Annotated in this window: 18 protein-coding genes; 7 read left to right on the top strand and 11 right to left on the bottom strand. The window is 46.9% G+C overall.

Annotation, left to right across the window (positions count from 1 at the left end):
- The 3 genes from V6C93_RS20605 to V6C93_RS20595 all read right to left on the bottom strand — a co-directional run.
- A partial coding sequence (locus V6C93_RS20605) for a serine/threonine-protein kinase (protein ID WP_333478548.1) occupies positions 1-1,135 on the bottom strand: 1,135 nt, incomplete at its 3' end.
- 318 nt (positions 1,136-1,453) lie between these two features.
- The gene (gene rimK, locus V6C93_RS20600; protein WP_333478547.1) at positions 1,454-2,380 is read right to left on the bottom strand and encodes a 30S ribosomal protein S6--L-glutamate ligase; all 927 of its coding nucleotides are present in this window, start codon (positions 2,378-2,380) and stop codon (positions 1,454-1,456) included.
- Positions 2,377-2,880, bottom strand: a complete 504-nt coding sequence (locus tag V6C93_RS20595) for an ATP-dependent zinc protease (protein ID WP_333478546.1) — start codon at positions 2,878-2,880, stop codon at positions 2,377-2,379. The genes rimK and V6C93_RS20595 overlap by 4 nt, the downstream gene beginning before the upstream one ends.
- A 193-nt stretch (positions 2,881-3,073) precedes the next feature.
- On the opposite strand from V6C93_RS20595, the gene V6C93_RS20590 reads away from it, so the two are divergent.
- The gene (locus V6C93_RS20590; RefSeq protein WP_333478545.1) at positions 3,074-3,853 is read left to right on the top strand and encodes a pentapeptide repeat-containing protein; all 780 of its coding nucleotides are present in this window, start codon (positions 3,074-3,076) and stop codon (positions 3,851-3,853) included.
- A 249-nt stretch (positions 3,854-4,102) separates the two neighbouring features.
- On the opposite strand, the gene V6C93_RS20585 is transcribed toward V6C93_RS20590, so the two are convergent.
- Positions 4,103-5,311: a Coenzyme F420 hydrogenase/dehydrogenase, beta subunit C-terminal domain gene (locus V6C93_RS20585; RefSeq protein ID WP_333478544.1), complete on the bottom strand. Its 1,209-nt coding sequence runs from the start codon at positions 5,309-5,311 to the stop codon at positions 4,103-4,105.
- Positions 5,312-5,444: 133 nt separating this feature from the next.
- Complete coding sequence (locus tag V6C93_RS20580; protein WP_333478543.1) at positions 5,445-5,699, bottom strand: hypothetical protein; 255 nt, start codon at positions 5,697-5,699, stop codon at positions 5,445-5,447.
- A gap of 215 nt (positions 5,700-5,914) precedes the next feature.
- On the opposite strand from V6C93_RS20580, the gene V6C93_RS20575 reads away from it, so the two are divergent.
- The gene (locus V6C93_RS20575; RefSeq protein WP_333478542.1) at positions 5,915-6,340 is read left to right on the top strand and encodes a hypothetical protein; all 426 of its coding nucleotides are present in this window, start codon (positions 5,915-5,917) and stop codon (positions 6,338-6,340) included.
- Between the two features lie 168 nt (positions 6,341-6,508).
- On the opposite strand, the gene V6C93_RS20570 is transcribed toward V6C93_RS20575, so the two are convergent.
- The gene (locus tag V6C93_RS20570) at positions 6,509-7,312 is read right to left on the bottom strand and encodes an alpha/beta hydrolase (RefSeq protein WP_333478541.1); all 804 of its coding nucleotides are present in this window, start codon (positions 7,310-7,312) and stop codon (positions 6,509-6,511) included.
- A 36-nt stretch (positions 7,313-7,348) separates the two neighbouring features.
- On the opposite strand from V6C93_RS20570, the gene V6C93_RS20565 reads away from it, so the two are divergent.
- The 3 genes from V6C93_RS20565 to V6C93_RS20555 are packed head-to-tail and all read left to right on the top strand — an operon-like array spanning position 7,349 to position 8,598.
- Positions 7,349-7,621 carry a hypothetical protein gene (locus V6C93_RS20565; protein ID WP_333478540.1) on the top strand — a complete coding sequence of 91 codons (273 nt, stop codon included), beginning with the start codon at positions 7,349-7,351 and terminating at the stop codon, positions 7,619-7,621.
- Positions 7,622-7,631: 10 nt separating this feature from the next.
- A complete protein-coding gene (locus V6C93_RS20560; RefSeq protein WP_333478539.1) occupies positions 7,632-7,817 on the top strand; it encodes a hypothetical protein in 186 nt (61 codons plus the stop codon).
- Positions 7,818-7,869: 52 nt separating this feature from the next.
- Positions 7,870-8,598 (top strand): Uma2 family endonuclease, encoded by a 729-nt coding sequence (locus tag V6C93_RS20555; protein WP_349262781.1) that lies wholly within the window; start codon positions 7,870-7,872, stop codon positions 8,596-8,598.
- A 78-nt stretch (positions 8,599-8,676) separates the two neighbouring features.
- On the opposite strand, the gene V6C93_RS20550 is transcribed toward V6C93_RS20555, so the two are convergent.
- The gene (locus V6C93_RS20550; protein WP_333478537.1) at positions 8,677-9,615 is read right to left on the bottom strand and encodes a phosphodiester glycosidase family protein; all 939 of its coding nucleotides are present in this window, start codon (positions 9,613-9,615) and stop codon (positions 8,677-8,679) included.
- Between V6C93_RS20550 and V6C93_RS20545 the strand changes: the two genes are divergently transcribed.
- On the top strand, positions 9,607-10,494 hold the full coding sequence (locus V6C93_RS20545; protein ID WP_333478536.1) for a pentapeptide repeat-containing protein: 888 nt from the start codon (positions 9,607-9,609) through the stop codon (positions 10,492-10,494). The two genes, V6C93_RS20550 and V6C93_RS20545, sit on opposite strands and share 9 nt — an antisense overlap.
- A 16-nt stretch (positions 10,495-10,510) precedes the next feature.
- Here V6C93_RS20545 and V6C93_RS20540 read toward each other — a convergent pair whose 3' ends face one another.
- The 4 genes from V6C93_RS20540 to petH form a co-directional block, all read right to left on the bottom strand.
- The gene (locus V6C93_RS20540) at positions 10,511-11,902 is read right to left on the bottom strand and encodes a hypothetical protein (protein ID WP_333478535.1); all 1,392 of its coding nucleotides are present in this window, start codon (positions 11,900-11,902) and stop codon (positions 10,511-10,513) included.
- A gap of 423 nt (positions 11,903-12,325) precedes the next feature.
- A complete protein-coding gene (locus tag V6C93_RS20535; RefSeq protein ID WP_414644226.1) occupies positions 12,326-13,468 on the bottom strand; it encodes a CapA family protein in 1,143 nt (380 codons plus the stop codon).
- A gap of 625 nt (positions 13,469-14,093) precedes the next feature.
- Entirely contained in the window at positions 14,094-15,980 is a 1,887-nt protein-coding gene (gene ftsH2, locus V6C93_RS20530) for an ATP-dependent zinc metalloprotease FtsH2 (RefSeq protein WP_333478533.1), read from the bottom strand.
- 581 nt (positions 15,981-16,561) lie between these two features.
- A complete protein-coding gene (petH, locus tag V6C93_RS20525; protein ID WP_333478532.1) occupies positions 16,562-17,794 on the bottom strand; it encodes a ferredoxin--NADP reductase in 1,233 nt (410 codons plus the stop codon).
- 542 nt (positions 17,795-18,336) lie between these two features.
- Between petH and V6C93_RS20520 the strand changes: the two genes are divergently transcribed.
- On the top strand, positions 18,337-19,341 hold the full coding sequence (locus V6C93_RS20520) for a phosphoribulokinase (RefSeq protein WP_333478531.1): 1,005 nt from the start codon (positions 18,337-18,339) through the stop codon (positions 19,339-19,341).
- The last annotated feature ends 26 nt before the right edge of the window (positions 19,342-19,367 follow it).

Below are 19,367 nucleotides of genomic sequence, written 5' to 3'. Positions count from 1 at the left end.
TGGCTTCTGCTAAATCGGAAAGCGCGTCCGAACCGGATGAGTCGGATAACTCCTCGGTTGTGAGTTCTTGCGCTTTACTCCTAGGGTCTGTTTTCAAACCCTCAGATCCCCCCCAGCCCCCCAATGAATAAAAGGCTTCGTCCTTACTCCTCTCCCCTAAAAGGGGAGAATGAGAGGGGTGGGGGGAGAATTCAGTCAAAGTCCCCCTTTTTAAAGGAGATTTAGGGGGATCAGAATGTGGCAGGGAAGTTTGAAAACGCGCCCTAGTCTCCAGATTCTTAAGTGCGATTTGAACATCGCTGGCAGATTGATAGCGAGATCTGAAGTCATATCGCACCATACCGTTGATTACGGACGCTAGAGCATCACTGACTGCGGCTTCCCGCTGCCAGCTGATCTGACCACTACTAGTATTAATCGGTAATTGCAAGGGGTCTAGCCCTGTTAGTGCCTGAATGGCGATCATACCCAGTGCATAGAGGTCGCTACTAGGGCAAAGTTGACCGCTAAATTGCTCTGCTGGGATATAGCCTAAGGGGGGAATCGCTATAGGAGCGATCGCAGGTTGGATTGGGACGACTCTTGGCTTAACTTGACTTGGATGAATGGGATGGGCCACGCCAAAGTCAATCAAAACCAACTTCCCATCTGAAAGGCGTCTGATGAGGTTACTTGGTTTGATGTCGCCATGAATGATTCCCTGGGAATGAACAAATTCTAGAATGCCTAGAACGTCCTCTAGTAGTTCAAGACACTTAAGTTCACTCCAACGTTTGTTATCATATAAGTCAAAAGGAAGTTCTGCACTCAGGGATTCTCCAACAATCAGCTCCCGCACCAAGTAAAACCCCTGCTCATCTTCAAAAGCGTCTAAAAATTGGGGGAGCTGCTCATGGGTGCCAAGTTTTCTGAGCGCTTCTGCATCGCTAGTAAACCGACGCTTACAAATTTCCCCTCGTTTAGGATGGTGACCTTGGGGTTTAAAGAACTTAACCACGCATTGAGGCGTGCCGCTTAGCCAGGAATCTTCAGCTACGTAAGTTTGCCCAAAATCCCCAGTACTCAGAACTTGAATAATTTTGTAACGCCCGTTTAGAAACTTTCCCAAAACAGGCTGTTTTGTCTCAATGTTCAACGGACTTCTCCCTGCCAGAATACCCTTACATTTAGAACATCGATTCAGCCCTCGCTCTGAGTACCTCTTCCTCAACTCCTATCGTGAAACAACCGCTTTGCCTTATTCCTCCCTTATATCGGCAGGAAGAAGACAGGTATCGTGTTGCTCCCCTTGCAACTAACAAATTCCTTCCGGATTCCTCCTCTTCTTAAAACAGAGCAGGAGAACCTGGGAAGTGAAGCTTGAAGAGAAAGTTGGGGGTAAGGCTTTTGATCACTGAACTGGTGTTCTAGATCTCTTTTTTCAGCCCCTTATCAGTATTTCCGGAATTACTAGTTAATATTGGATGCGATCGCTTTTACGCGAAGCACTATCGCGAATTTTTCCGTTGGCGGCATTTTTTTCCAAATATTCAATTATCTTCCCCGCCACATCCACCCCAGTCGATTGCTCAATGCCTTCTAGCCCTGGTGAAGAATTTACCTCCATCACCACCGGGCCATGATTGGAGCGCAGCAAATCTACCCCTGCAACTCTCAGCCCCATCGCTTTGGCAGCCCGGGCTGCGGTGCTGCGTTCTTCTGGTGTCAACTTAATGGGTTCAGCCGTTCCGCCTCGGTGCAGGTTAGAACGAAATTCTCCCGGTGCGCCCTGCCGTTTCATCGACGCCACCACTTTGTGATCAATCACGAAACAACGAATATCCATGCCCTCGGCTTCTTTGATAAACTCCTGCACCAGAATATTCGCATCGAGGTCGCGAAAGGCTTCTATCACTGACTTCGCCGCTTGCTGAGTTTCCGCCAACACCACACCAATTCCTTGAGCCCCCTCCAACAGTTTAATCACCAGAGGAGGCCCACCAACCAGCTTGATTAAGTCGTCAATATCCTGAGTGGAGTGGGCAAAACCAGTCACAGGTAAACCAATGCCTTCACGGGAAAGTATTTGGAGACAGCGCAGCTTATCACGAGAACGGGAAATAGCTTGGGATTCATTAGCTGTGAAGACGCCCATCACTTCAAACTGCCGCACAACTGCCGTACCGTAGAATGTCTTGGACGCTCCGATGCGCGGGATAATTGCGTCAAAATTTTCCAACGGTTTTCCTTGATACCTCACAGTCGGCTTGTGAGAAGTAATGTTCATGTAGCAGCGCAGGTAATCAACCACCCGCATCTCGTGTCCCCGTGCTTCCCCAGCTTCCTTGAGGCGTTGAGTGGAGTACAGCGAAGCATCCTGTGATAATATAGCTATCTTCATAAAGATTTTTCTGAAGCCTGTTGGCGTGTTTGACTCCTAGTCTGGCTGTGCAGGAATGACTGACCTGCATCTACCAGAAAGCGCCGACGCACGGCCTGACGTCCCAGCAGCATCCGAAAACCCATCTTATCCCGATTGGTTAAAGTGAGTTCAATGGGAAAAGCGAACTCACCAATTTCTACTGTGGTTTGGATAACGGGTCGCAACTGGGTATGACCACCCGAATTACGAACGTCTCGCTGGTCTATTACTTCAGCTTGGGCAAGTATAGTGCGATCGCTATCTCGCTGGTAGGGATGCACCTTGAAGCGAACCATCATTTTCCCGTCATCTTGGAACGTTTCGACATCGAAAGCATGTAAGGCGGACGATCTCGCTCCCGTGTCAATTTTCGCCTTGAGTTCTGGAATTCCCAGTTCAGGCAGTGCAATGTGTTCTCGCCAGCCGATAACTGGCAATCGCTCTTGGGAGATAGCAATGATTTTTTCCCTGTTTTGCACTGTGATTCCCTAGATTGCGATCGCCCTTAGGCTCAACTCAGTCACTGACATATCATACGCGATCGACTGAATGTCAAGGAATGTAAATCCAATCGGTATATGCAATAAGGTAGTTTTATATTTTTTTTACGTTTGCCAGCATGAACAAAGCCAGTAGGCATAAACACAAAAGATCTTAATGGAGGTGAATTCTGTGAAAATACAAGAACCAATTTTCACATGTCCCATCCAGCCCAAAAATATTCTCACAGAAATAGAGACTAGGGAAAACTCACAAGAAGCAACTGCTAATTCTAGCCTAAACACTACAGTCACAGGTCGAGACCTTAAGCGGTGTTATGACCAAGGCCAACGAAACTTTAGTCGGATCGACCTAGCTCAGGAAAACCTGGTTTGGATGGATCTCAGTGGAGTAAATTTAAGCCAAGCCAATCTCCAGCAGGCCAAACTGAGCGCAGCAACCTTAAAAGGAGCCAATTTACGAGAGGCAAACCTCCAAGGCGCTAATCTGCGATCTGTGGACTTGAAAAACGCTGACTTGTGCGGCGCTCACTTGCAGGGAGCGGACTTACAGAGAGCCGATTTGATTAACACTAACTTGAGTGGAGCAGACTTAAGCGGCGCAAACCTCACCGATGTGATTTTCCAAAAAGTTAACTTACGTGGAGCTAATCTCAGAGGTGCTAATCTTCAGGGACTTGATTTAAGTCAAGCTGACTTAACGGGTGCAGATTTAACCGAGGCTAATTTAAACGGAGTACAGCTACAAGACGCACAGCTATGTCAGGCTAATTTGAGCGGATTAGACATGACGCACCTCAATCTGAGCGGAGCCAATTTGAGACAGGCGAATTTAAGTGAAGCACAGTTGAGTCAAGCCCAGTTATATGGCACTGACTTAAGGGGTGCTAATCTCGAGGAAGCTAACCTCGATCAAGCCAAGCTGGCAGGAGCTAGGTTGCCACAGCCATAGGTTAGTTGCTAGAAATGCCAAAATGACAATTTTAGTGAGCGCTTCATTAACCCAAAGATAGGACAACAGCAAGTTAACCAGCAAAGAAATTTTTTCAGGGGCATTTACAGTTTCGCCCAATAAAAGACACAAATTTAGTCATCAATAAACAATAGACCTATCTTGAAAGTCGATTTTTAAGATAGGTTTATTAGTGACGGACTCCCTGCACCAAACCTTAGACTGCTGAAGCTTCACGCAAATGACATTTTAAGATTCTGGCAATTTGTACTGTCCAACAATCCGCTTAGCGTACTCTGGAACATGTTCCTCTAACTTCTCTGGATGATGACGCTTTACATATAAATAGTTGCGGGTGAAGTGGGAATCTATCGAGAAACGGGCATACTCTAAACCTTTAGGGCCAATTTTTTCAATTACCACACCCATCATCTTTGCCGCCCACATCGGCAGTGTTACACCTTTGTCATAGGCGGGAATGCTTTGTTGCACCGCATTGCGTCTGTCTCCTTTAGACATGACAGGCTGCGTTTCTAGTTGGCTTTGCACCAAATCCAGCATTTCTTGTCCTGTGTCATTGCGTACCACAATCCACTGCCAACCAAAGGGTGCACCCATATAACCCACAACTAAATCGGCTAAGGAGTTCACGTAGTCAAAACAGCTCATGCAAGAGGGGGCGAAAACATCTTTGAGCTGGTTCGTCTTCAGTCCAAAGAAGGGAACCATTTCAACAGAGCCATCCTCATGCTTAAAGTGAACTCGGAAGTCTTGCATGAATTCATAATGCACGACTGTTTCCGGTGATTTGCTGGTGGTGTCTAGGAATTTTTGCAACCCCGCACGGGTGACATTATCGACGCAGGGTGTTCCTAAAACGTAGAGCTTTTCTAATCCGAGCTGTTTTTCAACGGCGCGTAATGCCTGGATTTGGCAACCAACACCAATCACCAGCAGTCGCTTCATGCCCGATTGTTCAATTTGCTCCAACACGGAAAGGTTCGGCGAGAGGGTTGGTTTATTGACCCGTGCTGCCAATATCTCTTCTGCCGTTCGAGCAATGATGGGCATGGGTTGAAAGCGGTCTTCTTTGGTGTTTTGCACACAAACAACACCTTCAACTAGACCACGCTCAAGCATTTCAATGGCAATGGTGCTGACAATTCCTGTCCACTGTGCTCCCTCAATTGGCTCGGTTTTCCGGGCTGCCATCATGTTCTGGTTGACACCAAAGTACCATTCATCGGGATTATCTAGATTGCGGCTGCGTCCGTGTGCCTTTTCTTCGAGTTCGGTAATTTGTTGGTTTAAGAAGGCACAAGCTTCCTTGACATAGTGAATGTAATATGTATCGCACAGTCCGCACTCGCTACAGAGTTCTTTAGCTGGGCGACGGCTGGAAGATTTGAGGGCTTTGGCTTTTTTATGCTTGGCGGAATCGGGAGTTGTTGCAGTCATTGAAAGGTCGTCTCTTAAACTCAGGTCAATTTTCTCACGATTTCTGGGTGGCGATGGCGTGAGCTTACGGGCTTGCGATTAATGGGATTATCCAAAAACGCTGATTGAATAGCAAAACTGATGAGTTCTAGCCCTAATTTGTATGATGTTGTTGGCGAATTAAGGAGAGGTCAAACTGCTTACCAACCATGCACCGCAATTTTAGAGCCTGTAGGGGCAGGTCTTGTACCTGCCTGCCTAGGTAGAGGGCATCCACAGGTAGAGGATATCCACAGGTAGAAGATATCCACAGGTAGAGGGCATCCACAGGTAGAGGGCATCCACAGGTAGAGGGCGTCCACAGGTAGAGGGCGTCCACGGGTAGAGGACATCCACGGGTAGAGGACATCCACGGGTATAGGGCATCCACGAGGGATGCCCCTACAGAATTTTCATCTGAGGGGTCACACGCCCTATGAAGAAAGTCAACATTGTCTTTTAATGCTTAGCCAAACGCAAACATCATCTTATACAAAGCAAACGTCAGCGCAAACGCGATCGCAAACATCAGACGGTGATATTGAAGATGTAAAGGTTTGATATTTACTTCTGAGAGAAAGATAGATGCTACAAAAATTTCAAGCTGCCAAAAGACTAATTGCGATTTGCCTAGTTACACTGCTTCTGGTTACTGGTGTCCTGACAATTTCACCGGCTCCGGCTAGGGCAGATACAGATATTGTACTGTTCAAGTGTGAGTCAGACTGTGAAAATATAGCATCATTTACTGCGGGAGCAATTGGTGGTAGCGCAGTGACTCTCTTGGCTACAGGAAACGGAGGTTTAGCTGCCGCTGGAATAACAGCAGGAACAGCTGCAATTGGGCAAGCAGCTACTGCGGCGGTAGTGCCACTGGCAGCGGCAGCAGCGCCAGCAATGGCAATGGCAGCACCGATATTAGCTCCTGTAGCGGCAACAGCAGCGATTGGATATGGCGCATACCAGGCGTGGGACACTTATCAAAAGAGTCAGGGACAACATTCAAAGTAAACTTGACAATTGCAAAACTTGGTACGGGATATTGGGACTGACTACAACATAAAATTCTTGTTCGCTGACGTTCATAGCCCCCTGGTGACTTCACTGGGGGTTTTTGCTGTGCCAAAAACTGCTCAATTTCAACTTGTAGCCATAAACTGCGATCGCTCCCAAAATCCGTTAGTGACCCAGATAAGCTCTAATCGCTCGAATGACCTCATCAGGTGCGCTCAAGTGAGGTAAATGACCTTGTGCTTTGATGTTGACTAGCTGACTTTGAGGAATCTGGGAAGCTAGATATCGACCCACTTCAGGGGGTACAGCCTTGTCATCGCTCGACTGTATAATCAGTGTTGGTACAGTTAGGCGCGGTAAGTGGGCACGGAAGTCTGACTGAAAAATCGCACGGGCAAGAGCAAGCGCAATATCCGGGCGAACGGCTGCCATCGTACTGGCATACTCACGAGCAAGGTTTGGACGCTCCGGGTTGCCCATCATCAAAGGTGCGAAGAAGCCAAAAGCCCAAGCCTCGTAATTAGCAGACATTGCAGCATATAAGGTATCCAGGTCAGACTGCTCAAAGCCACCGTAGTAGTCTACATCGTTGAGGTAACGGGGTGATGCACCAATAAAGATCAAGTGACTAAAGCGCTCTGGCTGGATTAGAGATGCGAGTAAACCAATCATGGCGCTGACGGAATGACCGACCAAAATAGAGTGAGTCAGTTTTAATTCGGCGCATAGTTCTAGTAAATCTTCTGCATAGCCGTAAAGACTGCTGTAGCGCGATCGGCTGTAGGCGGTAAAATCGGACTTACCCGCCCCCACATGGTCGAAGAGTACAATGCGATAGTCGGATTCAAAGGCGGCTACAATATGTCGCCAAACCGTCTGATCAGCCCCGAAACCGTGAGCAAAAATCAGCGTTTGATTGCCTTGGCCTTGTACGTTTACGTGATTGCGTTTAATGCTACTGGTTGCCATTGCAGTTGTATATCTTTTCCTTTTTGGGTACAAAACATGAGATTTCAGCCAAAGTTCAAATTAAATTACAAACAGGCATTCAGGCTTTCCCTACTGGCTAATGCTCTAGTCTTGGTGATCGGGCTGTTATTGTTCGTTCAGTTTCCGGGAGAAGCGGCTGTTAGAGTGACGCGGATTGGGGGAGCAGGAAAAACCGTCTCCCATAAGCTGCAAATGGCTAAGACCGATATCGTTTTTGTAGAATGCAATACTGGCGCTGAGCCAAAACTAGGTTACCTCAGAAACCAGCTAGCGCTTACCTGTCCATAAGTCGTAGTGGTTGCTGCCCCTGAATCGAGCAGGAGCGATCGCCGGGAGAGGGGGAGCAAGAGAGCAGGGGAGCGGGGGGGCAAGACTTTACTTTAATCCTATTGAAGTGGTGGAAAACTTTTGCCACGTTGCACTAGAACGTTCATCATCCACCTCCAAACGCTACATTAAAGCTACACAGGACTTTCAGCCCTAGTGTTGAACTATCTGTGTAGGTAGAAAGTGCGATTTGACCCGTGAGTCATACCATGTTAGCTAGTAGCGCCAATTACGAAATCACCTGGGAAAAGCTACCAGATGACTTTGTTCTAGACGACGAACCCGTGGACAACATTAATCAGCCCTCTCTTGCCGCCGCTTTAACCGAAAGCTTGGAAATCGCGGGAAAGCTTCCAGCCAATTCCCTAAGTACGACTAACTACGGCCTCTGTGCCACAGTGAATCAAAAGATAGTCGTCAAAGCTCCCGACTGGGCATATATACCATCGATTCAGGTTCCACGGGAAGAAGTTAAACGCAGCTACACACCCCAACTTCAAGGTGATATTCCAGTCATTGTGATGGAATTTCTCTCGGATACAGAAGGGGGTGAGTATTCCATCAAGCCTACCTACCCCCCAGGTAAATGGTTTTTCTATGAGCAAGTCCTAGTAGTTCCCAATTACATCATTTTTGAACCCGATGCAGGGGAACTTGAAGTTTATCACTTAGATGAGCAAAGACGATATCAGCTACAAAGTCCTGATACCAATCACCGTTATTGGATTGCCCAAATGGGGTTATTTCTGGGAGTATGGCAAGGCACTAGAGAAAATCGGACAGGTTACTGGTTACGCTGGTGGGATGACAATGGGGAACTGTTGCTCTGGGGTTCGGAGTCAGTGAACCAAGAAAGGCAAGAAAAGGAAATTGCTCAACAACGAGCCGAACGATTAGCCGCACAACTCAGGGCAGCCGGACTTGAACCAGAGATTTGAGACAGAATTTGACAATCCATTCTGTAAGGGCATGGCAATGCCATGCCCTTACGCAGGAAATGGGCGGTTAATCAATGCTCAATCCTTAGATGTTGGTAAGGCATAGAATCCTATGTGATTGGCAACTGGACGTTCACGCATGGGAAGCTTGGTATGAGCGGGAGCATTTAACACGGTGGCTCCTTCTGGAGTGGCTGCGACCACGGTTGTTGAACCGCCACCATCTAGATTTAAGGCTGAATCCGCGCCTAAATCCACAATAATTTTTGTCAGCTCTGCTAGGGTTGCTCCTTCGCTATAAAGCGGCTGCTTGCCATCGATCGCAATCAGCCAAAGTTTCTCACCTGCTTTGTCCATCGCCACGGCAACACGCGGGTAGGGTCTGTTCCTGTCGTTTATATCTAGATTCAATTTTACGGCATTGCCACGCTCAACTAGGAGCTGATTACCTGCCACAGCATGAACTGTACCTTTAGGGCACGCTTTACCCTTTAAGAGTTGAACGCTATCGCCTACTTGGCTCCTCATAAAGCACAGTACAGGCCAATCTGATTCATGGGAGGAGTAACTCGCGCCATTCGAGATGGCTTGTCCGACTACATTAGCACGATCGCCACGACGAGGATAGTAGTCCCACGGCGTTACTTCACGAAAGGGATAGAAGAAGCTGGCATTGATGGCTAATTGTAGCTTGAACTGTTTGAGAAATTCTGATGTGGTTCGGGCGCTGATTTCGGTGGGGACTTCTCTCTTTTCAGGAGCAGGTGTTCCTGGGGTAACCAGTAATTTAACGCCAGGTGCTTTTAAGTTAATTGTGACAATATGAATCATCAACGGACGGGGTGTGGAGCGAACCTCGCGTTTGTAGACAATGCCTTGAAATAGCGATCGCTCTTGAGTGGTTCGGGGTGGGCGCTGGGAATGGAGCCACCCGTAGAGTATCAGGGGCAAGAGTAATAGTCCCGTTCCCCCTGCCAGCAATAATTGCTTTATGCCAATCTGGTATCGATGATTCATGGTTTGAAGGCTTTCACCGACTCAATTATGGCAAGCTCATCCCCACTTAATTTTGCGAATCAGGACTTGCGAAATCGCTCGTTCAATGGTCAGAACTTAAATGGAGCTAATTTTAGCGGTTGTGATCTTCGGGGTTGTGATTTTAGTCACGCTCTGTTGCAGGGAGCTAATTTTGAGCGAGTTAAGACGGGTCAAACCCTTAGGCAGTCTATCCCTTCTATGGTGGTTGCTGTGGTCGTGGCTTTAATATCAGCCAATTCATTTAGTCAAATGATTTTTGGACTTTTGGGTCGAACACCTGCAGAGGGAGGTTGGTCTTTTGTGATTGCTTTAGGCGTGAGTTTGGCGATTTCTGGGACGTTTTCAGGGTTAAGAGTAATGATGCGCCCTAAGTCCCTAGCGAAGCGGATCGCGACGATAGTATCGGGTGCTGCGTCGGGGGCGTTGCTAGGTTTTTTTTATGGAGGAAGTACCACGAACAATAATACCCAATTTGCGATCGCTGGGGCAGTATTGGGAGGAGTGATCATGGCACTGATTTGTTTGAGAGTTCGCCACCCCCTCGTAGCTGCTGCGGTTGCGGCTGCGGGAGCTGTTGCTGGATATGGCTTTGCCTTCTTCACCGGAGCAACAGCGATCGCCTATCTAAGTGTACAAAAGTTCGTTTGGGGAGTTTTTTGGGGTGCTTTATCCCTAGCTTACATCGGTTTAACGATGAATTCTCTCATATTAGCGGTTCGAGAAATCAGGCGTGCTTCCGGAACCTCGTTTAGAGGAGCTGACTTGACAGGCGCAAAGTTTGATGAGATTGGACTTCAAAATACTGATTTATCGGGTGCAGTCGCTCAACCGATTTTGGATTTGGATTTAGGACTTTAGAATTTGGATTAGCTCTCTACGCTTTTGATGGAACGAGGAGATAGCTATTCCCAGACATCAATGCAGCTTGGCGATTTTCCAAGAGTTTGATAACTCCGTTAGATATGATTCTGGTTAGCTCACCATTGCAGCTAGCCAGGTAATCTTCGGAAGAAATAGTTCCTTGAAAAAATGCTTGCGATCGCTCCCGCAGGCGTCGAACGTCATTAAACCCGATATATTTAACCACAAATGCTGTTAAGGGAGAGTTTTTAATATCATAATTTGAACTCTTACCTCGTCCTTTCTCTAACAAATTTAAAACTTCTCGTTCAACAGGCGTTGCCGGTTGATAGGAGTTAGCAATATTGGGGAACCAATCTTTCAATCGACCGACTGAAAATTCGGAACCGGGTAATTCTCCAATCATGGTAGATAGCGAAACATCCGAGCCAAAGCGTAAAGAAAGGGCTTCAATAATAGCGATCGCGACTAGTTTACTTTCCAGGTAAAGCCGTGCTACTTCCACATTCTTCGTGGTTCGCTTCACTAAACATTGATAAGTGTGGTCATCCGGCTCTCCTTGAAACTGCTGGAAAACGAGTTCTGGCTTGAGACAATTCAAAAAACCCAACATTTTTTGCATGGCCTCTCGGTAATCACGAACCGTGTAAGAACCGCATTTACGGAGATTATGATTGATTTCTGGTAATAAACTCCAAGTGTTCGTTAAAAAAACAGCAGAACTTGGATCGGCAAAATTTCCGACATCCCGGTTGGCTAATCTCACCGACCTCTTCACGGCTTGAACAACATCTTCGTCTGTCAGCTGAAGATTGAACTTTTGATTAATTGACCTCAAACGTTGATGCAATAATTCGCTTGTACTGAAACCCGATTCCGATTTTGACCGGAAGGGAATCGTCGCTTCGATACAAGCTGCGACCTGAATAATCAACGCCGGACTGAGAAACGGCTCCAAAGCCTTAGCAGCCACGAGCGCACTCAGGAATTCATTTTGCCCTCCAAATGGAGAAAGTGCTTGACCGGGAACAAAACCAAAGACTATTGCCACCATTTCAAAGAGCACATCATCAGGCAAATCACTGTGTTCTCGAATGAACAGCTTTCCCCTATCCTCCTCAATAAAGGGAGCTAGGTAATAGGTAAGATTGAAATTGACGCTCTTATCAACTTGCACGTATACAACATCATGAAATAAAGCAGCTAGTACTTCAATCGCGTCTCCATCTCCACCCACTTCAAAAATATGCTCGGTTGAATGAAAATAACGCCAAGGGCTATCCATTGTTTGGACAATCAGCTTAGCAATCTTGGCAAGTTGGTTTACAGGAGCTTCTACCTTTAGCTGCTCAGTAACCCAGATTAGTCTGTCTAAGCATTGTTGATGATTTTGTCCAAAATTCATAAAGATCTCCGGACTCCCTGGCACTATTTAAAACTTAGATATAATATGTGAAGAGTTTGTGAAGAGTTCGTAAGCCGTTGGTGAAAAAACGATTCAATCTACCAGATTTCAACCGCGGGAGGTCTTCACCTGCCCACTTAATGGTATAAAGAATTGCCTTGATGCTTTGATCTACTGGTAATCCAGAGATTATATATAGCTAAGTGATTCTGGTACCTACCCACTCAATTTAATACAAAATTAGCGTTATCCGTTGATTTTCGGCTCATCCTAAGGAATGAATATAGTAGGGCGCTAATTTATTAACTCCTCTACATTTAGTATCAAATTTAAAAGCAAGCGGGATGAGGGGTCAGACCCTTTATGCTCCACTTCATAGGGCATTTTAGTAATCCACGCTTCTATTCTAGGTGATATAACTTATTACTTCCGCAGGATTTGACCATTGTTCTTAACCGTCAAGGGAGTCTTGGGAAAATCGAGCTGAGTCAGTTGGCGAATTAGCTTGATACTGCGACCCTGGCGATCAGGGTAAGGAATACCTTGGCGATTTAGGTAAACAGGAAGAATTTTTCCAGTTACAAAGTCTCCCTTTTTATTGAGTTCCACTTCTAAGACCAGAGAATAGGCTAGTTCGGCGTTAGTGGAAAGCGTGCGGTATCCCATAAAATTGCCCAAAGAATAGGCAATTAACTTACCTTTATAGAGTTCTAAGGCTCTAGGAACGTGAGGGCTATGCCCCAAAATTAAATCGGCACCGCTATCAATCATGGCGTGAGCAAACTTCACCAAGTTTCCCCGATTTTCACCGGCAAAAACTTCTGTTTGGTTGCGGACGCGCATTGCATCTGTTCCCTCTGCACCTGCATGAACAGAAATCACGACAATATCAGCACGTTTACTGGCTTTTGCTAGCAAAGCTTTAGCTTTAGCTAGTTTATTGATGGAATTATGATTGTCAAGGTAGCTAAAACCAATCCAAGCAATCGATAAACCTTGATAGTGAGCAATCAAGATTTGACCTTTTTTGCCAACAGCTTTAATTCCGGTTTTATCAAGATTTTGGATGGTGTCTTTGAATCCCTGCGCATAGAAATCAAAAGAATGGTTATTGGCAACGCTCAAAATATCAAACCCAGCTTCTTTTAAAAGTTGGGTATAGCTAGGAGGCGTGCGAAAGGGAACTATCAGTCCACCTCCGACACCTTTAGAAGAGTAAGGATAGTTGGTTAATGTACTTTCAAAATTTCCGAATAAAAAATCAGCCCCTTGGAGGAGCGGTTTAACTGATTGAAAAAGAACCGTCTTTTTGGAGTGGAGCCGATTATTGGGATAGTTAGTGCCGGGAACAATGTCTCCAACGGCTTTGATTTTAATGTTATCTTTAGAGGCAAGGGTAGAGGATTTAGCCTCGGAAGGAAGGTTAGCTCTAGCCTCGACTTCAGTATATTCCTCAACTTCTGTGTATTCGAGGTCATCCGAAGTTCTGTAGATGAGACTATAGGCAATACCGAGAAAAAAACTCAGAATACCCAGGAAGAGTAATAGAGAGGTTCTACGTCGAATCTTTTGCTTAAAAAGGGCGATCGCATTGGGTTCATCTCGTTGCGAGAATAAGGAATCGCTCTCCTGCTGAGACAATAAAAGTTTGTTCCAGCTACCTGATAGAAAGTTCTTGATATACCTGAGGCGAGTTCTAATCATCCAAAAAATAGATGGAGGAGATGAGGAAATAACTTTTCTATGCTTGTATGTGCGAGAAAAGAGCGTAGATTCTAATCGGCGATGCAAGATGCATGGCACCTGATATACGAACGCTCAAGATTGGAACCAAAAGGTTGGCTTCCGGATAGGAACCGACTTGTCTAAATGTTTCTCAGCATATCATTTCTCAGGATTGGTCTTGGCTGAAGGTCTAGTTCTGCAACTGATACGACCCAACCAAGAGGTGAAGTCGTACTGATACTGAGTTGCTGCTCTTAGTAGAATTTAACAAACCACAGAGGCACTCCAGGACGCTGAGGTAAGAGAGAGAGAGAGTTATATGTTTGAATACAACTTGGTATGAACATAGGAACTTTATGAAATTCACTTAAATTTTCGAGAATATCAAAAAATAGTACCGACCAGCAAAAAAAATGGAGATGATTTAATACCATCTCCATCGACTTATTCGTTTAAAGTTTCCAGGTTACAGCTGAGGCACGTATTGCTCCTTGTCAGGCACATCTGTATACTCAGCAACAATTTGACGGAACTCTTGACCGTCAATCGTTTCCTTCTCAATCAACAGATCCACCAAGCGGTCAATCACAACACGATTTTCTCGAATAATCCGACGTGCATCGTCGTGGCAATGTTCAACAATCAGACGAACTTGCTCATCAATCCGTGAAGCAACGACTTCGGAATACTCCGCTCTCGACATCAATCCACCGCCGAGGAAGACTTCTCCTTCTTGGCTTTCAAGAGACATCGGGCCTAAATCAGACATCCCAAACCGGGTGACCATTTGTCGTGCCATGCCAGTGACTTGTTGTAAGTCACCCCCCGCACCGGTCGTCACTTCGGAATACCCGAAAATCTCTTCTTCTGCGGCTCTACCGCCCAAAGCTCCTGAAATCCGAGCTTTGAGTTGTGCTCTGGTGATTAAGCCTTGCTCCTCGTTGGGGGTAAACCAAGTCAGACCTTGAGCTTGTCCGCGAGGAATTAAGGTCACTTTTTGTACAGGGTCGTGGTCTTTAACCAGGGTTCCCACGATCGCATGTCCGATTTCATGGTAAGCAATCAAGCGCTTGCTCTTGCTATCCACTAGGGGTGTCCCTTCCATACCTGCGACAACGCGGTCAACGGCGTCGTTGATTTCCAGCATGGTGATCGCTTCTTTGCGGCGTCGGGCGGTAAGAATGGCGGCTTCGTTGAGCAGGTTGGCTAAGTCAGCACCCGTAAATCCAGGAGTCCGTCGTGCGATCGCTTCGATCGAAACTTCTGGCGCGAGTTTCTTGTTCCGGGCGTGAACATCCAAGATGCCAACCCGTCCCTTCATCTCAGGCGCATCAACAATCACTTGGCGATCAAAACGTCCGGGACGTAACAAAGCGGTATCCAGAACATCGGGGCGGTTTGTAGCGGCAATGATGATAATCCCGGTATTGCCTTCAAAACCATCCATTTCCGTGAGCAACTGGTTGAGGGTTTGCTCTCGTTCATCGTTACCACCGCCGATTCCTGCGCCACGCTGTCTACCCACAGCGTCAATTTCATCGATAAACACAAGGCAGGGGGCGTTTTCTTTGGCTTTTTTGAACAAGTCACGAACGCGGGAGGCACCCACCCCGACGAACATTTCCACGAATTCACTACCGGAGATGCTGAAGAAGGGGACTCCTGCTTCACCTGCGATCGCTTTGGCTAACAGGGTTTTTCCGGTACCTGGAGGGCCAACCAACAGCACCCCTTTGGGAATGCGTGCACCCACGGCTGTAAACCGTTCAGGTTGTTTGAGGAAAGTCACAACCTCTTGTAGTTCTTCTTTGGCTTCTTCAATTCCAGCCACATCGTTGAACAGAATGCCGGTTTTGGCTTCCATCTGAAATCTGGCCTTGGATTTCCCGAAGTTCATCGCTTGACCGGGGCCACCCGTGATGTTGCTAGAACGACGAAACAGGAAAAACAAGCCAGCAATCAAGAGAATCGGGAAAATTAAATTCCCCAGCAGTCCCCAAATGGCTCCATCATTTCGCGCTGGATGTGCATCTAGGCTGATATTTGATTCTCTGAGTTTGGCAACGAGTTCTGGCGCATTGGTCGGTAGATCAACTCGCAGCCGCTGGATGCGGTTATCGAGTTCTGTATCGACCGCTTCCACAATTGCCGTCCGACCACCATCGTAGAGGTCAACACTGGTAACTCTCCCGGCATCTAAATACTCCAAGAATCGACCATAGGTCATGCGAGTGCTAGCCGTGTTTCTACCCATATCAGCAGCAGGCGTCGAAAAGGCTCCCTGCCATAGGAAAAACCCTATAACGAGGGCTGGTAATGTCCAAAGTAATATTATTCTCCAGGAAATTTTCATCTCTGATTAACCTCTAGATACTGGTCATACAGGCTGGCCTTAGCGCTACATGAGCATTAGGGACAATAAAACTTAGCTCAAAAAATTGCATGAACAGAAATTGTTACCGTTACACCCTATCTATCTTTTTGTCACAAGTTTAGGGGTTTGAGCCTTATAACGGCAAAGACAGGAACTTGTAACGTTATCTTAACTAAATTTAACGTAATTCTCACGATTCGAGCAAGCGGCTCTTGAAGAGGGTAAGTGGGGAGACATCAGTTCTAGTGGGAGTTATTAGCAATTGGTGAGGGTCGTTGGGCGATCGCACCCTTGCTCATATCCTGGATTCTGAAGGAACATCAGAGCCTTCTGCCTTCCCTTCAAACAGATGAGCCTCACAATAATTAGCGCGTCTGTTCACTGGTTTTAAGCCAACCATACAGACGCGCCTTTAATATTGGATTATTGTTGGTGTCGAATTCAGTTCGGCTCAAAATCAACTGAGGACGGTGTGGCAGAAATAACCCACCAGTTCCCAGTTCCCTCTCTTCCCCCCATAGGTACTCGAACGAGTGGAAGACTTCTGCCGACCTTCACGACTAGTAGGTTTCAACGTGCCAGCGACCAGCTTTCTTCATTTGCCGTTGGTACTCAGACCAGGTAACCCCATTCTTCTCGGCAGCTACCGTGAGTGCGGAATCAATACCGTCTTCCATGCCCTTGAGACCGCAGATGTAGGTGTGAGTATTGGGTTTCTGCATCAAGCTCCAGAGATCGTCAGCATGTTCCCCAACCCGATGCTGAATGTACATTCTACCGCCTTCAGAATTTTTTTGTTCCCGGCTGATGGCATAGGTAAGGCGGAAGTTATCTGGGAATTTCTCCTGCAACTCCTCCAACTGCTCCTTGTAGAGAATGTTTGGAGTCGTGGTTACACCAAAGATTAACCAAGCTAGACCCTTAAACTTGTAGTCTTCATGCTGCTCAAAGAACATCCGCCACAGGAAAGCCCGGAATGGTGCAATTCCAGTTCCTGTTGCCATCATGATTACGGTGGCTTCCGGATCGTCGGGTAACAACATCTCTTTACCCACCGGGCCAGTGATTTTTACGTCTGCGCCTTCCTCCATATTGCATAGGAACGTGGAGCAAACGCCAAAAACCGTTTCACCTGTTTCCGGATGCTTGTACTCTAGCTGTCTCACACAAAGAGAAACCGTCTTATCGTCTAAATTATCGCCATGACGAGTTGAGGCAATGGAGTACAGCCGTAGCTTATGAGGTTTGCCCTTGTCATCAGTTCCATCGGGGATGATGCCGATACTCTGACCTTCGAGATAGCGTAAATCTCCGGCAGAAATGTCGAAGATCAGGTGACGGCAAGTACCGATTCCCCCTTCCTTGACAAGTTCTTTATTGGAGATGCACTTACCAACAAAGGGCGCGTTGGGGCGGTAGATGTTGACGGGAATGTCAGCTTTCGATTTTGCTTGAGTCATAGGCTTGCCTTTCTCTTCTGACTGGATTTGCTGTGGTTCAGCTCCTGGTTCAGCTTTCGGTTGAGCTTTTGCGGCGGCCTGTCCATTGGCTTGGTTGTCAGCCGTAAGAGGCTGGATACTGACAATTTTGCCACCCATGCGGGTAATCCGCTGCATCTCTTGATTCATGCGACTATAGGGCACTGTGATAAATACACTGCCGCTTTGTCGAATTGGGTAGTTCAACTGGTCAGTATTTGTACTCTGACGTAGACCCACCACTTCGTAAACAAACATGCGAGTACTCAATTCCGTTGGATTTGCGGAATTCGCAGCCGCGCTGGGACTGTACATAGCTTCAATAATCTCCAAACCAGACTTCACTCTTGTTGCTAATCCGTGCCCTTGCTACCACAAGCCAACTCCAACGCAGGATTGGAGGATAGGCCAAATGAGCCCAAGACAGCACTATTAGCGTAACATTGTAAAACTATGCCCAGCCCAGTTTCACGGTTGTCATTGTTTAGTCAACCGTAACCCCTGTAGTCTCAGGTTACTGAGCCGTTGGCGGGAATTCTGTCAACCTTGAGTCAATTTAATTTTTTCTTTACACAAAATGCACGAGCTACCTTAGCATAAATACTGAGTGGGATCGGACAGCTTACATTAAGCCTTGTATCGTTAATCTCATTTTGGTAAAATCCACTGTTAGTAGCTAGTAGTAAATACTTACGCCGTGCCTTGCTGGAGTCTTCCCTGAGGGATAGTACTTTAGGACACCATGCCTTCATGGTGTGTGAAAACGGCACCCCAGAAACAGACGGGTTGACCCGAGGCTGTGGATTTAGATTGCTCAAAACTTTTTTGAAATTTATGTATTGCGTTAGAGGGAAGATATGACCACTCAGCCGGACCGCGTGGTATTAATTGGTGTAGCTGGAGACTCTGGATGCGGTAAGTCAACATTTCTGCGCCGCTTGATAGATTTATTTGGCGAAGAGTTCATGACGGTGATCTGTTTAGACGATTATCACTGTCTAGACCGAAAACAGCGCAAAGAACAAGGAGTTACCGCCCTCAATCCTAAAGCGAATAACTTTGACCTGATGTATGAGCAGATCAAAGCGCTCAAGGAAGGTAAAGCCATTGACAAGCCAATCTACAACCATGAAACGGGCGAACTCGATCCACCAGAGCGGGTCGAGCCAAACAAAATCATTGTGATTGAGGGGCTTCATCCTCTGTACGATGAACGGGTGCGATCGCTAATTGATTTTGGCGTATATCTCGACATCAGTGATGAAGTCAAAGTCAACTGGAAAATCCAGCGAGACATGGCCGAGCGGGGACACCGCTACGAGGATGTAATTGCCGCGATTAATGCCAGACGCCCTGACTTTTCGGCTTACATTGAGCCTCAAAAAGAATTCGCTGACGTTGTTATTCAAATCTTGCCCACGCAGCTTCTGCCAGATGACAAGGAGAGCAAGATCCTGCGCGTCCGCCTGCTTCAGAAGGACGGCGTGGAAGGTTTTGAGCCAGTCTACCTGTTTGATGAAGGCTCAACCATTGACTGGAGACCTTGCGGTCGCAAGCTGACCTGCGCTTATCCTGGCATCAAACTCTTCTACGGCCCCGACTCTTATTACGGTCATGATGTTTCAGTCCTAGAAGTGGATGGTCAGTTCGACAATCTGGAGGAGATGATCTATATCGAAAGTCACCTCAGCAATACCTCAACCAAGTTCTATGGTGAGATGACCGAGCTGATGCTCAAGCACCCAGATTATCCCGGCTCTAACAATGGCTCTGGATTGTTCCAGGTTCTGGTTGGGCTAAAAATGCGAGCCACTTATGAGCGCTTGACCGCCACCAAATCCCCAGCGGTTGCCAAAGTCTAATTCGTTCGGGGTTAAGTTCCATCAGA

Source organism: Allocoleopsis sp. (assembly GCF_036703385.1).
GTDB lineage: Bacteria > Cyanobacteriota > Cyanobacteriia > Cyanobacteriales > Coleofasciculaceae > Allocoleopsis.
Note: the sequence above shows the minus strand (reverse complement) of the source record. Positions and strands in the feature narration are given on the sequence as shown.

Excerpts from the sequence above, each read along its gene's own strand:
- V6C93_RS20580 (WP_333478543.1), bottom strand. The coding sequence starts at position 5,699 with ATGTCCTCTACCCGTGGATGTCCTCTACCCGTGGACGCCCTCTACCTG.
- V6C93_RS20585 (WP_333478544.1), bottom strand. The coding sequence starts at position 5,311 with ATGACTGCAACAACTCCCGATTCCGCCAAGCATAAAAAAGCCAAAGCC.
- ftsH2 (WP_333478533.1), bottom strand. The coding sequence starts at position 15,980 with ATGAAAATTTCCTGGAGAATAATATTACTTTGGACATTACCAGCCCTC.
- V6C93_RS20550 (WP_333478537.1), bottom strand. The coding sequence starts at position 9,615 with ATGAATCATCGATACCAGATTGGCATAAAGCAATTATTGCTGGCAGGG.
- V6C93_RS20570 (WP_333478541.1), bottom strand. The coding sequence starts at position 7,312 with ATGGCAACCAGTAGCATTAAACGCAATCACGTAAACGTACAAGGCCAA.
- rimK (WP_333478547.1), bottom strand. The coding sequence starts at position 2,380 with ATGAAGATAGCTATATTATCACAGGATGCTTCGCTGTACTCCACTCAA.
- V6C93_RS20575 (WP_333478542.1), top strand. The coding sequence starts at position 5,915 with ATGCTACAAAAATTTCAAGCTGCCAAAAGACTAATTGCGATTTGCCTA.
- V6C93_RS20520 (WP_333478531.1), top strand. The coding sequence starts at position 18,337 with ATGACCACTCAGCCGGACCGCGTGGTATTAATTGGTGTAGCTGGAGAC.
- V6C93_RS20540 (WP_333478535.1), bottom strand. The coding sequence starts at position 11,902 with ATGAATTTTGGACAAAATCATCAACAATGCTTAGACAGACTAATCTGG.
- V6C93_RS20545 (WP_333478536.1), top strand. The coding sequence starts at position 9,607 with ATGATTCATGGTTTGAAGGCTTTCACCGACTCAATTATGGCAAGCTCA.
- V6C93_RS20555 (WP_349262781.1), top strand. The coding sequence starts at position 7,870 with ATGTTAGCTAGTAGCGCCAATTACGAAATCACCTGGGAAAAGCTACCA.
- V6C93_RS20565 (WP_333478540.1), top strand. The coding sequence starts at position 7,349 with ATGAGATTTCAGCCAAAGTTCAAATTAAATTACAAACAGGCATTCAGG.
- petH (WP_333478532.1), bottom strand. The coding sequence starts at position 17,794 with ATGTACAGTCCCAGCGCGGCTGCGAATTCCGCAAATCCAACGGAATTG.